5 protein-coding genes and 1 pseudogene are annotated in these 14,932 nt (G+C 42.0%); all 6 read right to left on the reverse strand.

What is annotated here, in order from left to right:
• Positions 1–1,850: polysaccharide biosynthesis protein (locus tag H8876_RS04865; protein WP_346727839.1), on the reverse strand; the 1,850-nt coding region annotated here is incomplete at its 3' end.
• A 202-nt stretch (positions 1,851–2,052) separates the two neighbouring features.
• Positions 2,053–4,236, reverse strand: coding sequence for a cell wall-binding repeat-containing protein (locus H8876_RS04870; protein WP_249286774.1), 2,184 nt, complete (start codon positions 4,234–4,236; stop codon positions 2,053–2,055).
• 182 nt (positions 4,237–4,418) lie between these two features.
• Positions 4,419–5,792, reverse strand: a complete 1,374-nt coding sequence (locus H8876_RS04875) for a cell wall-binding repeat-containing protein (RefSeq protein ID WP_249286775.1) — start codon at positions 5,790–5,792, stop codon at positions 4,419–4,421.
• Positions 5,793–5,810: 18 nt separating this feature from the next.
• Positions 5,811–12,200, reverse strand: coding sequence for a cell wall-binding repeat-containing protein (locus tag H8876_RS04880; RefSeq protein WP_249286776.1), 6,390 nt, complete (start codon positions 12,198–12,200; stop codon positions 5,811–5,813).
• Positions 12,201–12,272: 72 nt separating this feature from the next.
• Positions 12,273–12,809: pseudogene (locus H8876_RS10310) on the reverse strand (CHAP domain-containing protein); the annotation flags it as partial.
• Positions 12,810–12,855: 46 nt separating this feature from the next.
• The gene (locus tag H8876_RS04885; protein ID WP_249286777.1) at positions 12,856–14,805 is read right to left on the reverse strand and encodes a cell wall-binding repeat-containing protein; all 1,950 of its coding nucleotides are present in this window, start codon (positions 14,803–14,805) and stop codon (positions 12,856–12,858) included.
• Between the last annotated feature and the right edge of the window lie 127 nt (positions 14,806–14,932).

The raw sequence follows: 14,932 nt of genomic DNA on the forward strand, positions 1-14,932 counted from the left end.
TCGGAGATGTGTATAAGAGACAGCTCCTGTGGGTGATACGTATCACAAACTTTTTCAATTTCAGATTTTATTGTATCACCATTATTATATGCTACCTGAATCAGATGATTTAACTCCTCCAGGAACTTTTCACCATCTAAATCAATTGGCTTACCAATAAATATCAAATCATTTGTTGTACTTTGCAGCCCTTCTTCGGCCATAAGAAGTTCTTCATAAAGTTTCTCTCCTGGTCGCAGACCTACTATTTCGATTTTAATATCCTGACCCGGCACGTATCCTTTCATCTTGATCAGATTTACAGCCAGATCGTAAATCTTCACAGGCTGACCCATGTCTAGTACAAATATTTCTCCGCCTCTCGCCATCAGTCCTGCTTTCAGCACAAGAGAAACAGCCTCTGGTATTGTCATAAAAAATCTAGTGATTTCCTTGTGAGTCAAAGTCACCGGTCCTCCGGATTCGATTTGTTTTAAAAACAGAGGAATCACTGATCCGTTGCTGCCCAACACGTTGCCAAAACGCACCGCCACAAATTCTGTCTTTGATTGCCGGTTATATGTCTGTACAATCATTTCACAAATTCGTTTCGTTGCTCCCATAACATTAGTCGGGCGTACGGCCTTATCAGTCGAAATCAGTACAAAACGACACACATTATATTTGTCGGCGAGTTTCGCCATATTTAATGTGCCCATACAGTTATTCTTGACTGCTTCATTAGGAGAGTATTCCATTAACGGCACATGTTTATGTGCTGCTGCATGATATATAATATCCGGTTTATACATCGAAAAAATATTTTCCATTCGATCATAGTCTCGAACTGATGCAATCAATACTTCTACATCTGCATCTGGATAGAACCTTTTCAATTCCATCTGTAGCTCATAAGCACCATTCTCATAAATATCAATAACTAAAAGCTTTCCCGGATTATTTGCGATGATCTGTCTGCAAAGCTCTGATCCGATAGTTCCTCCGCCACCGGTCACCATTATGGTCTTTCCTGACACAAAATTTGTCAGTTCCGGGTTTTCAATAACAACAGCATCCCTTCCCAGCAAGTCCTCGTAATTCACTTCTCTCACCGTCTGGCTCAAAGAAGACGTCAAACTAGAAGTGATTGCCGGTAATCGCTTTAACCTCGCATCTGTCTCCTGACAAATAGTCAAAATTTCACGAATCGTAACCGGTGAGGCAGATGGAATTGCTATAATGATTTCATCAATATGGTATTTTTTCGCCATGTATGGAATATCATTGCGGTTTCCGACAATAGGAATACTATTAATATACTTTCCTTTTTTTGCCGGATTATCATCAATAATACAAATCACTTTCGAATCCCCACGGCCGAATTGTAATTCTTTAATTAAAATCGATGCAGCAGAACCCGCTCCAATAATCATAACATTACGTGAATTTTCTATTTTACGATACTTCTGTCTGATTTGTTTCCAAACGCGAAGTGACACACGAGATCCCGCAAGCAGAACAAATAAGAAAATCCAGTTAAACACATAAAAACTCCTAGGCATGTCCACACTGGTAAAAATCTGATAGCCTACATATATAGCCTCAATAACAAACGACGCTTTTAACACCGAAATCAGTTCATCTATACCAGCATACGTCCATACACGATTATACAGTCGAAAAACAGCCAGAACAGCGATCGTAATCACCATATATGCCGGGAGGCACTTGAGTGCTGATGCTAAATAATAATGATCCATTGTAAAAATACCGAATCGCAACACCAATGGTATTAGTGAGCTAAATGCTACAATGATCATATCAATTACAACTAAAATAGCTATCCTTATATATTTTAAATTCATTTTCATTTTTCTATCCAATTAACACAAGAATAATTTACATACTCAATTATTGTACCATACCAAAGCCATATTTTCAATGCCACATCAAATCGATTTCCCTATCAAATCATTTAAATTAAATATGTTTACAGATAAGCTTAAAAAAACTGAAGATCCAGCTTTTGGATCTTCAGTTTTCATTTACTATAATTGGATTAAATCAAATTGTTTACTGAATAATTTTCGCAACAGAAGTATTTGAAATCAACTTTTCGCCACCAAGGACTACAGCCTTTTGAACGCCAGCTGTCTTTGCATAATCTGCCGCATCTTGAACACCAGATTCATCTACCAGAAGCAGTGGAGAATCGAGCGACATTGCCAGCGGTCCTCCCGCAAGTCCATCTGGGAAGTTCATGGCATAAGCCAGTACTACAGTGTCGTTCTTGTCCGAGAAAAACTTCTGTGCCACAGCTACAGACGTTTTATATCGATTATCCCCTGCAATACGTTCTACTTTACCATCCTGGTCATACTCTTTCATCGCTGTCGCAATTTTACTCTTTACAACATCACTTCCACCGATCAGATATACATCCTTTACGTCAGCTTTCTTCAGATACTTAGTCTGATTATCAAGTAAGCCACTGTTATCTACCAGTAAAATCGGTTCCCCTACAGCTGACGCAGACAGGCTGTCTGCAAATCCTTCTCCAGTGCAAACCAGCAGATCCTGCTTTGCTGCATTCGCCTCTTCCAGGATTTTTAAATTTGTTTCATACCTAGTGTTACCTGCCAAACGAACAACTTTATTGTTTTCAAGGCTCTTTTCAAAACGCTGTGTTATTGCGTTTTTCCCACCCAGCAGATATACAGTTCCCTTATCCGTCAGGTTGGCGTCGATATATTCACAAATCGTGTTCTCGCTTGCAATACTGCGATCCACAAGAATCAGAGGAGCTTTCTTTACTTTTGCCAAATAACTTCCAGCCAGTGCATCGGGATAATTATTCCCATCTGCTATGATAATGTTATTAAACTTATCCACACCAAGGCTTCTCTTCAGTGCATCAGCGGTTTCCAAAGCAGTGTCGTAACGCGTAGCACCTGCATATCTTACAACTGTAGTATCCCCGAATATATCTCGATCCGCAGTTGTGATCGTATCGTTTTGCTTTACTGCCTCATCGTTCACAGTAACAGTACCGCCACTATTTGTAACCTTCACTCCGCCAGTCGTGATTTTCAAATTTACAGAACCTTTCAGCACATCAATCGCATCATTAGCCTTTGCATCTTTCACGATTGCCTGAATCTCCTTTTCAGTTCCGACATAATAATTCTCATTTTGCCCACTGGTAAATTTAATTGCAACTTTTCCATCTGCTACATACTTTACAGGACTGGTGCTAAAAGTTCCTCCAGAAATAGAACTTTCTGCTTTTCCTGTATATTCTGCATTTCCATAACCAGTTTTAGGATTATCTACACCGATATCCGAAAGACTCAATATCTGATATGCATCTCTACTCTTCGCATTTGTTTTCACAACAGTATTACCAGAAATAGATGTGTTCATCTTCTGTGCGGTTTTACCGATATCATAAATTGCAATACCGCTGCCCTTTCCGTTTTCACAGTTGAATGTTCCGCCGGTGATCTGCAGTTCTAAATCATTGCCACTAGCAGACGTATATGTTCCACCAAACACATAAAGAGCATCCGGAAGCCATGCGTTTCCACTGTAAGCATAATAATCCTTTGGATCATCCAGATTGTCTGTAGCTGCATTGATCGTTCCGCCAGAAATCACAACATGTCCCATCCTCAGCGAAATACCGCCATTCAAAGTTCCTCCGGTGATTTTCAAACTGATCTGCCCCGGCATATAAATAGCAGGACCTTGTTTAGCAGTTAAAACACCTCCATTTACCTCAAAATTCATATCTCCAGTAGTATTATTGCCTGTTAATGCTGCATCCTGTGCGTCAACAGTACCGCCATTAATCACAATAGTACCACCATCTCTCGCATAAAATGCATAACCAGTTCTAAAAGAACCAATTACCATAACGGAACCCTTGTCTAATGTTATCTTCGCGTCAGTGCCTTTAGAAATAATGCTGGCACTGTCATTATTGTTCTGTGTTTTATCCTGCTGTAGAATGATTTTACCACCATTCGTATCAGTGATATTCAACTGCCCTTCTGCCTGCAGGTTTGCATTTGCAAGCAAGGTCTGGCCTGCAAGATTCAACGTAATATTCTTCTGAATGATCACGTTTTCATCAATACTGGTTGAAGCCAACAGCGTAACAGTATCACCATCTTGAGCTGCTGCAACAGCTGCATCCAATGTTGCATATTCAGTATCCCCTGTCTTAGCAACATTTCTCGCTGCACTTGCCGTCATCGGCACCGCCATCACGAATACCATGATGAGGGAGACGAGACTGCAAAGAATCAGTCTTCTCTTTTTCATGTATCCACCTCTTACTTTCACTTTAAACGAACGATTTGATTGATACTTTATTCTATCATACCGTTTTCATGAATACAATATCTATTTATTGAAAATTCCATCATCTAAGTAATTCATTTTACTATCATATTTGCTGTCTTATCTGCAATGACGTCAGTTCCGCCAAGCACTGCCAGCTTTTTGATTCCAGCTTTCTGGGCATATGTTTTTGCATCAGCATATGCAGTGTCTTCCACCAGCAGCAAAGGTGATTCCAGTGAGATCGCCAGAGGTCCACCTGCAAGTCCATCCGGGAACTTCATCCCATATGCCAGCACAGCTGTATCACATTTGTCCGGGAAAAATTTCTTTGCTACCGCAATCGAGGTCTTATATCGATTATCTCCCGCGATACGAGTCACCTGATCACCCTGATCATATTTCTGCAGTTCTCTGCCAACTTTCTTACTAACCACATCTGCTCCGCCAATCAAGTAGACATCATCTACGGCAACCTTATCCAAATAGGTTTTCTGCTGTTTCGTCAAACCGCGGTTATCAACCAAAAGAATCGGTTTCCCTACTGCAGAAGCCGATAGACTATCTGCAAAACCTTCGCCCGTACAAGCCAGAAAGTCTTCATCTGATACACCAGACTCCTCTAAGATCTCCAGGTTTGTTTCATAACGAGTTTCTCCGGCCAGTCTCTTTACGTTTATGCTTTTAAGACTTCTTTCAAAACGCGAGGTAACAACATCCGTTCCACCTAATATGTAAACAGTCCCATCTTCATTCAAATTTTCTTTAATATACTCTCGGATCTGTTTTTCACTAACGCCACTCTGATCCACAAGAATCAGCGGAGCTTTTTTCACTTTTGCCAAATAGCTCCCGGCTAATGCGTCCGGGTAATTATTTCCATCTGCTACGATAATATAGTTAAATGCATCAATACCCATGCTTTGTTTCAACGCATCTGCTGTTTCCAAGGCCGTCTCATAACGTGTATCGCCAGCCATGCGAACAATATTACTGTCGACAAACAAGTCTTTTTCGGCCTCACCAGGTTTGTAAATGCGGAACGTTTTAGTTACTGATCCAGTATAATCGCCCATTCCTACGATAATCAAAGTCGCCGTCCCCGGCTGGATATTATCTTTATAAACAACGGTGTAGTCTGTATTCTCTACCAGCTTTTTACCACCATCCGTTAAAATCAACTCTGGTTTTAACGGAGATCCAGTATATACCTGACTCTTGATTCCAGAAATTTTAACCTTTGAAATATCCTTAAACTGTTTTGCATCCTTTTGCCATACTGTTATTTTATACTTTTGGGTATGCTTCTGATTCGCAGAAGTAACAGTAAATTCAACAGAATCACTTACCTTATTGTATTTACCTGGCCGCTTATAAACATCCGCCTCCCAGTCAATATAGTCATATCCTGTCAAATCAATTGATAGCAAAAGCGGAAAAGCCCTGCTAAAGCTTTCCCGCCATATCATTAAATTTTCAGCTTGCGTTTACTGCAAAATGCTCTCTGCTGTCGCATCTGAGATCACGTCTGTGCCTCCCAGTACAGCCAGCTTGCTGATGCCCACAGAGCTTCCATAGGCCTTCGCATCTGCGTATGCAGTATCTTCTACCAGCAGAAGCGGTGATCCCATCGAGATCGCCAGCGGTCCTCCCGCCAGTCCATCCGGGAATTTCATGCCGTATGCCAGCACTGCCGAATCACATTTCTTCGGGAAGAAGGCTTTCGCCACTTCCACAGAAGTCTTGTAACGGTTATCTCCCGCGATCCGCTCCGTCTTACCGTCCTTATCATAAGCCTTGAGCTCTCTTCCTACTTTATTGCTTACCACATCAGCTCCGCCGATGAGATAGACATCCTGTACGTCTGCCTTGTCCAGATAAGCTTTCTGCTCCGCTATCAGACCGCGATTATCCACCAGAAGGATCGGTTTTCCGACTGCTGATGCTGAGAGGCTGTCTGCAAAGCCTTCTCCTGTACATGCCAGCAGATCCTCCCCGGACGCCTTTGCTTCGTTCAGGATCTCAAGATTCGTCTCATACCGCGTCGTACCAGCCAGTCTTTCGACGTCGATACCCTTCAGACTCTTTTCAAAGCGTACTGTCACGACATCGCTTCCGCCCAGCAGATAAACAGTTCCCTTATTGGACAGGTTCTTTTCGATATATTCACCTACCATATCTTCGCTTGCCACGCTGCGATCCACAAGGATCAGCGGTGCCTTCTTCACCTTCGCCAGGAAGCTTCCTGCCAGTGCATCCGGATAGTTGTTTCCATCTGCTACGATGATATAATCGAATTTATCGACCTTCAGGCTCTTCTTTAATGCATCCGCAGTCTTCAATGCAGTCTCATAACGGGACGTTCCTGCATAACGGCTGAAGTCTGCATCCGGCTTTTCTCCGCCCTGCAATTCCTCCAGCTTCTTCTCAGCTTCTTCTGCCCGCTTTTCTGCTTCTTCTTTCGCTTTAGTCATATCTGCAAGTTTCTGCTCTGTATCAGCCACCTCCTTCTTCGCATCGCTCAGTTCCTTTTCTGCCTTTGCCAGATCTGCATTAGCTGCATCAAGCTTTGCCTGTGCTTCTGCTTTATCTGCATTTGCAGACGCCAGTTCCTTTTCTGCTGCATCTTTTGCCTTTCTGGCATTCTCTGCTGCTGTCTCAGCCTCGTTCTGCTTCTTCTTCGCCTCTGTCACATCTTTTTCCAAAGCAGCCTTTTCGTTTTTCAAAGAACTGATCTGTGCATTGGCTTCATCCAGCGCTTTCTGCAATTCCTCTATCTGGGTCTTTGCAGATTTTTCGATGGTGAACCCCACATCTCTGCTTCCTCTGAAGTTTCCTTTGCCACTTACAGCCGCTTTCGCTGTACCTGCTTCTGTATTATTGGAATAGCTGACAGTGTAGTCTTTATCTTTTTCAAGAGTTTTCCCTCCGAAAGTCAGTGTTACTTCCGGTTCAACGGCCTTGCCTGTATATTCCTGTGCATCGATGGCTTTCACATCAGCATCCGAGATACTTGCCGGTGTGATCGTGAAGTCCTTTTCTACCGTTCCCTCATATCCACCGGTTCCTCTGATGACAGCTTTACCCGTTCCGGCATTCACGTTGTTTTCATAACTTACCGTGTAGTCTTCATTCTCTTTCAGACCTTCGATATTGACTGCCGGCTCGATCGCCTTGCCCTCATAGGTATAGCTTGTTCTTGCCAGCTTGACATCCAGCGTGTTCAGATCGATGCTTGCCTGAGACGTTACTCTGGCAGAAAGTCCAGGAAGCTCTGTCTCATAGAAATCCTTATCCAGTGTATTCTCCGGCATATAGTATACCGAGATCGGATAGATCCCTTCTTCCGCATTATCTTCTACATGCAGTGTCAGTTTAAACAGATTACCCGCAGCGGTATTTTCCACAGTCGACACTCCGGTGATCCGAATTCCAGATTCATTGCCTGAAACGAACGTGGTTCCGTTTTCGAACGCCGGGCCTTTTGTACATACTGGATCATCATATACATCACGATCTGCATAGAAGATTTCCGAATTATAATCTACCAGGAAATCACATCCGGTCAATCCCGGATTTTCACTTAAGTTTGCCTCTACCGTAACATCATTTCCAGACTTTGCTTTAATATCATAGCTTCCAACTTCTTTCCATCCATCATCCTTATCTACTTCATCAATATTTTCAGATTTCGGATCATAGTAAACGATCAACGGAGCACTTTCATTCTTACCATCCACAGAAGCAACCGCAATCACCTGTGTATCTTCTGCAAAGGATACCGGCTCACTGTACGATTTCAGGCTGCCCTGATAATCGCCCTCATCCGTTGTTTTATATTCCGTAATAGAATCAGCTTCCGGTACCGTACCATCTGTTGTGTAATAAATCTTTGCACCAGTCTCTTCAGTGCTCAGTTCCAGTTTGACTTCATCCGTCGATTCGTCTACATAAGTTCTGGCCTCCGGTTTCTGTGCAGCCTCTTCAAAAGTCATGATCGGATAAACATCCACATCACGTTCCACACTCCACCAGTCATCACTCGTGCTCCATCCTGCAAAGGTCCCGCTACCCTCCGGTGCTTCGTATGCCGGAGGCTCCGCAGCCTCTCCATATTTCACCTTCTGCGTGTCGATCACCTTGCCGTCCACTCCATGGAATGTTACGGTATATTCGATCGGCTTGAACTGTGCCGTGATCACCATGTTTCCGCTCACTTTGACCTTAGTATCCTTCTCCGGATCCAACACAGTCCCATCTTCCAGCTTCCATCCCGTAAAGGTATATCCTTCCGTGTCTTTGATCGCCCCCGGAAGTTCGATCGTCGTTCCTGTCTTCGCACTGATGATATCCAGGTTCTGATTGATCCAGTCCACAAATACTACAGAGTTCAGGATCGGTACATACTGTGCCGTCACTACCCCGTCTTCCCGGATGTCCGTCGTTCTTCCCGTCCAGCCTCCGAAGTAATATCCCTTCACATCGGCTATTGTGATATCGCTCATATCCAGATCTTCATGATCCCTGATCGTCTTTACCGTGCTGATGTCCTTGCCGGTCTCGTCTTTATACTGTACTGTGACCTTATGCTCAGCCTTCGGAGCCTCGATCGTATCCACTTTGATCAGACCGGTCGTTCCCTCTACTGCCAGCGCAACGATATAGTTCCCGGTCTCTGCTGTCGGCTTTTCTCTTGGGATCAGACTAAACTCATATGAGTTCCCTTCTCCGATCGTTGTCTGCCCTAAATACTGAAGCTGATATTTGTTTGGATCTGTATTATTTGTCTGGTAAACCAGTATGCTTGCTTTTTTACCGCTCAGATCTTCTGCTGAATTTATTTTACTTCCCGGCCTTGACTGATACAATCCATCCATATCCAGTTTTACTGTTTCAGTTGTATTTTTGATCAGTTCCCGATAGGAATACACCTTACGGGTTTCAACGCGACGTTCAGTATTCTTTTCACTTACTTTTGCCGGTTCTATATCTGACCACTCACTAAATGCACCGACTTTCGTAAATTTATTCCGCGTTTTAGTGGTCACTGCACTATAGATTTTTCTCTGGAAAGTGCTGGATTTCCAAAGATATATATGTGCTGCTTTATCCCATGCCAGTGTTGTGGAATTTGTTTTAAAGGATGTGATCCTTTTCCCATTCCAATACATCACTCGGATCTTTCCATTTGCACTGGATGTAAGTTTTGTCTTGAAAAAGTAAGAATCATTTGTACTGCTATGATTTGCTTTGATTCCTGGCTCTCCATATACCACCAGTATATTCTTTGTTTTCCCCTTACAAAATCGACACTCCTGCGAATTATTCTTCCATGCTGTTTTTTTACAATCACAATAATAAGCATACCATCTTTCTGCGTTGTAATCTTTATATGACCTTACGATCTTATAATCGTCCGTCACCTCAGTTCCTGTAGCTGGAACAGAAGACGACCAGTTTCCCTCTGTTATACTTACAGGTTCTGTCCCCTTATACGTATAACCGCTCATGCTGTCCTTTCCGCTGTAGGCAATCTTCGTATCCTGATAACGATACTGTGTTTTTTCACAAATCTGGCGAGCTTCATTTGTTTCTGAAGGTTTCTCAGGAAGCCATGGTTCTTTTACGGGTCCCCAGGTATGGCTGATCGGAATCTTATAAAAGTCCGCATTTGAATATGTGCTTCCCGTACTCATATCCTCTTTGCACTGCAGCGCCACAACCTCAACCGTACTGATTTGCTCTACCTTGACGTTCTGACCCGGATTCAGTTTCAACGTCACATTTTTCTCTACTTCACTATCCGAACCAGCATCCAGATATACGATTTTTCTATCTGTATAAACAGTCTGCTCTACTCCTGTTTCACTGTCTTTTGCCTTCAGTGCAGCTACCAGATACATCTTCAAATCTGCCTTTTCTTCTGTTGTCAGCTTTACAGCTGCATTGATATATTTCCCATTATCGCTTTGACCAGCAGATTCGATCTTTAAGATGACAGGTAGATCCTTGTTTCCCCATTTAGCTACCGCCTGCACTTCCATATCGGAATCTACTTTCGTATAATCCGCCATGCTGTCTCCGCTTGCTGTATGTGTCACCGACCAGCCAGCGAAAACATATCCTTCTTTCAGGCTGCTGTTTACTTTTTCCATCAGAGCTTCTGTATCAATGCTTTCTCCGTAATCAACAGACTGTGTTTTGATCAGATTCCCAACAGTATCGTAGATTTTCACCTCATAAGTTTTCTTTTCATATGTTGCAATATATGTCTTATCTTCTTTGACTGTATTTTTATGGTATGCACTTTTAGAAATCTCGCCTGTTGCACTATCCTCCCATCCGGCAAAGTTATATCCTTTCTTCGATGGAGATGTCACCTCGTTCAAAACACTCCCATATTCGGCATTTACCTGCGTCAGTATCTCCGAGTTTTCTTCTGATCCGTTTTTAAAAGTCACAGTCAATGGAGCCACTGCTTCCACCGATACTAATTCACTCGGCTCACTGTCCCCCAGCTCATTGGATGCCGTTACCTGGATGTAATATTCACCAGCATCCTTGATGGTAAAGCTTTCTGTGCATTCCTTCGTTTCCTTTTCTTCTACTAGGGAATTATCCGAGCTGCGGTACAGTCTTGCTGTGTAACTGCTGGCACGCTTGTCTTTCTTCCATACTGCTGTTGCCGTCTTTCCTGCGGCAATCTTTCCATCAGCATTGGAAAGAGTCACCACCGGGGCTGCCGGCTCTGCAAATTCTGCGGTGAATGACTGCACATCGCTTCTGATATATCCGCTTTGATATGCATATGCACTGATTGTATCTCCATCACTGATAGTAAGTGCTTTTCCTGTATACACTTTATAGGATCCCTCATTTATTTTATATTTAATGGACGATCCGCTCTTCGCCGCCTTAATCGTTGCCTGACCATTTTTCCCCGTCTGTTCCACATCAATGGTCGGTGGCATCACCTGGCTCACAGTAACTTTTGTCTTCGTATTATAGCTGCGCTTTTTATCTTTTGTTGTAACAAATGCTTTGTATTCGTAAGTTCCCGCCTTACTAATCGTAATCGGAACATTCTTATTCGATGTGTTCGAAGCAGATTTTCCATTTACAGAATAGTGTAGGATTCCATCAGTCACATTATGCTTTATTGTTACAATCTTACCCTCATTTGTATTCTTGACATCAATCGTCGGTTTTTTAACATCCTTATCATATACAAGGAATTTGCCTGTAGCAGTCACAGCTTTCCCCGAAATATCAGTTGCAGTAAATTTATAATTATATGTACCTGATGACAACTTCGCGAAATTAATTCCAGTATTTTTCTTTAAATTAAGGTTCTTACTTAAATACAAAGATTTAAATGTCTGAGTATATTTCTTGGTTCCGATCTGAACAGTAATATTCCGAATCGGATAATTAGAACTTACAGTCGTATCCATCCCCGGATTGCTGCCATGAACAACCGTATAATTATCTTTAACATCCCCGAATTTAATCGTAGAATCATTTCCAGGTGTATATTTCTGTATTGCACTAGCCGGAACATACCCGATATATTTTGACGATCCACCATATTTGATTTTGTACCAACTGTTATTTCTCAATGTACCAATTACATTGATATGCTTACCTGCAGGCAGTTTAGCGCTACTCTTATTCTGTGCATTTGTCGATGGATACTTTTTCAGATAAGTTTCTGCCTTTATTTTATAAAAATATTTATTGGCATATGATGTAGCTTTGGATACATCTGGTTTGTCATAGTTGATATACTCCATCCCACATTTTGAACACTTTCCTGTTTTCGTGTCCGTAATTTTATGGACACAATCATCCGCATATTTAGGCGTTACATATGCCACCTTATACGAATCTGCTGTATCCCCTCTGTTGGCATAATAATATACAATACTATTGCTTGTATTTCCTTCTATCGTACTAACCCTTAGACTTCCATTAACATATTTTGATCCGGTTACAATACCTACATGTGATGGCCATACTGAGCTATCGCCATCATGAAAAAAAATAATGTCACCCTTCTTAGGTTTATAATGTTTATCATAACTTCTTCTATCTGAACTATAAATATGCTTGCTACGGTTATAAAAATCTTTATCCACAAAAGTGATTTTACCACCTTTATTATTTACAGTATATTTTGATATGTCACCTGTTGTAACTGCTTGATTTATATTACTGCATCCCGTATAATTCGCACAATTAGATACAAACCAAGCACACCAAGCAGAATCATAATCGTCTTCATAAATTTTCCCATTATGATTCTTTTTCATCTTCTGTATAGTTTGGGGCAAATTAAGTCCCTGATATCTCATGGCTTCTTCGATTAATGCATCTGCTGTACCTTTTTGAGCTGTTGCACTAGCTTCTACTGTAATGCAAGGGACTGCTATCACTACAAAACACAATATAATTATAACCGACATAACTGTTTGTATATTCTTCATACGCTTCTCGCTTTCTTCTGTACTCCAAATAGCCAAAATTTTATTCTTACCTTCCTATCATCCGATTCAGCATCGACGAGTCCACAAGTCTCGCACCTCCGAGGACATAGCCGCCACTGGTTCCCTGACTTGTAGCAAAATTTATTACCGGAGACATAGCACTGCTGGTATTACACCCCAGTAAAAGCGGATTGCCGGTTGCCATTGCCAGCGGTCCGCCAGCCAGTCCATCCGGGAAATTTTCTCCATAAGCCACTACGACATTACTGCTTTTACCTGAGAAAAATTTCCTGGCGACTGCTACGGATGTCCCATACCGGGTACTGCCTTCGAGCCTGCTGACCGATGCACTGTAATTACAGTTTTTAATAGCATTCATTGTCGAATTTGAAATCACGTCGTCGCCTCCAACCAGATAAATATTTTTAATGCTCCCATTAGACAAATACTGTCGCTGTGCTGTGGTTAAATCGCGATCGACCAAAAGGATCGGCTTGCCCAGCGCCGAAGCTGCAAGGCTGTCTGCATATCCATTGCCTGTACAAACCATCATATCTCGATCAGATGAAGTTATTCCAGCCTCTCTTAAAATTTTATCGTTCGTGTCATATCGATCGATCCCACCCAGGCGTTTTACCCTGCTACTGCCTTGGAATCCTGCAACTTTATTGTAAAAACGTTTTGAAACAACGCCTTCATCTCCCAGGATATAGACAGTGCCGGATGAGCTGATATTAGCCTGAATATATGATGCGATCTGATCCTCCCTGGATCCGCCATTCGGCACCAACAGTACCGGTGCATTCTTTTTCTTGGCCAGATAACTGCCTGCCAGTGCATCCGGATAATTCTCGCCACAGGCCACAACAACATTCTGGAACTTTCCTCCCGATCCAATTTTTCTTTTTAATACATCGGCAATCTGCAATGCTGTCTCATACCGATCAGCTCCTGCGATTCTTGTAAACGCCGAATCATCGGTAACGGAGAAATAATAGTCTCTCGTACTTTCGTATTTCTGTGAATATCCATTCTCATAATGGTCGTATATATATGATTCATCACCCTGGATTCGAACGTAATATGTACCGGCCGCCAGCCTTTTCGTCTGGCTTACAACGGCCCATCTCACACCATTGCTGTCTATCGTCGGTGAATTACTATCCCATAAATAACCAAAATCCGATATAATAACGTTTCCATTAGCATCAAGAAGTTCTATGCTGTTATTTCTTGCTCGTTTATTTTCATCTCCGGCTCCTGATTCTTCGATCCAGTCATAATGGGTTTTTAACGTAATCGTCGTATCTCTGGTGGACGGTATCGATACTTTATAATAGTCATAATCCTTATAATTGCTGTTTCCCTGATAGGTCTTATTCCTCGAAATCACATCAGCAGTGTTTCTAGTGTTGTTAAACTCACTCTCTACGCTTGACAAACCACTTTCATTGACATATTTGATGTTAAAACTGATTGGTACATTATGATTTTTCATTTTATAGCTTTCAGCTTCCAACGCATAAGTTCCTGCGGGCAAACGTGTTTTACCCAAGGTGATACGCATATATTCTAATCCGTTGTTATCCCCTATCATTTTTTCTTCAACACGTGCCGTGCCCGCCATATAGCGAGTATTATGATTCGATGCATTGACAATCCGGAATTCAAAAGAAGGTTCCCACCCATAGGCGTATGCATAGTCTTTCAAAATCCATATCGAAGGCTGTACAGATCCACCAGACCCAATAGTAAATGTGAAATATGTTTTTGTATTCCCATACATAGTCTGTTTGTAATAGCTTTTATTTACGCTCACTTTTGTATTGCTCGCTTTTACAAGCGAACTATCAGCCATTTCCTGCTTCACTTGCTGATTGCTTGCCTGTTCCGTATCTGAAGTTTCCTGCCCATACACAGCAACCGAAGTCAAAATCATTGACAATATCAGCATGACTGAAAGACAGTACCCCAGCTTTCTTTTTTGATGAATCATAACTTCCTCCTCTTTTCCTGTATCGGTTCCCGCAGTTTCTCTTAGAATTGAATAATTATAACACATCCCCCTCTGTAACATTATTGTTATGTAATATTACGCCATCTAAATGTAACAAAAATCAAAA

The organism is Lentihominibacter faecis (assembly GCF_014306095.1).
Lineage (GTDB): Bacteria > Bacillota > Clostridia > Peptostreptococcales > Anaerovoracaceae > Lentihominibacter > Lentihominibacter faecis.

Coding starts and splice junctions, on each gene's coding strand:
- H8876_RS04885 (WP_249286777.1), bottom strand. CDS start 14,805: ATGATTCATCAAAAAAGAAAGCTGGGGTACTGTCTTTCAGTCATGCTG.
- H8876_RS04875 (WP_249286775.1), bottom strand. CDS start 5,792: ATGATATGGCGGGAAAGCTTTAGCAGGGCTTTTCCGCTTTTGCTATCA.
- H8876_RS04870 (WP_249286774.1), bottom strand. CDS start 4,236: ATGACGGCAAGTGCAGCGAGAAATGTTGCTAAGACAGGGGATACTGAA.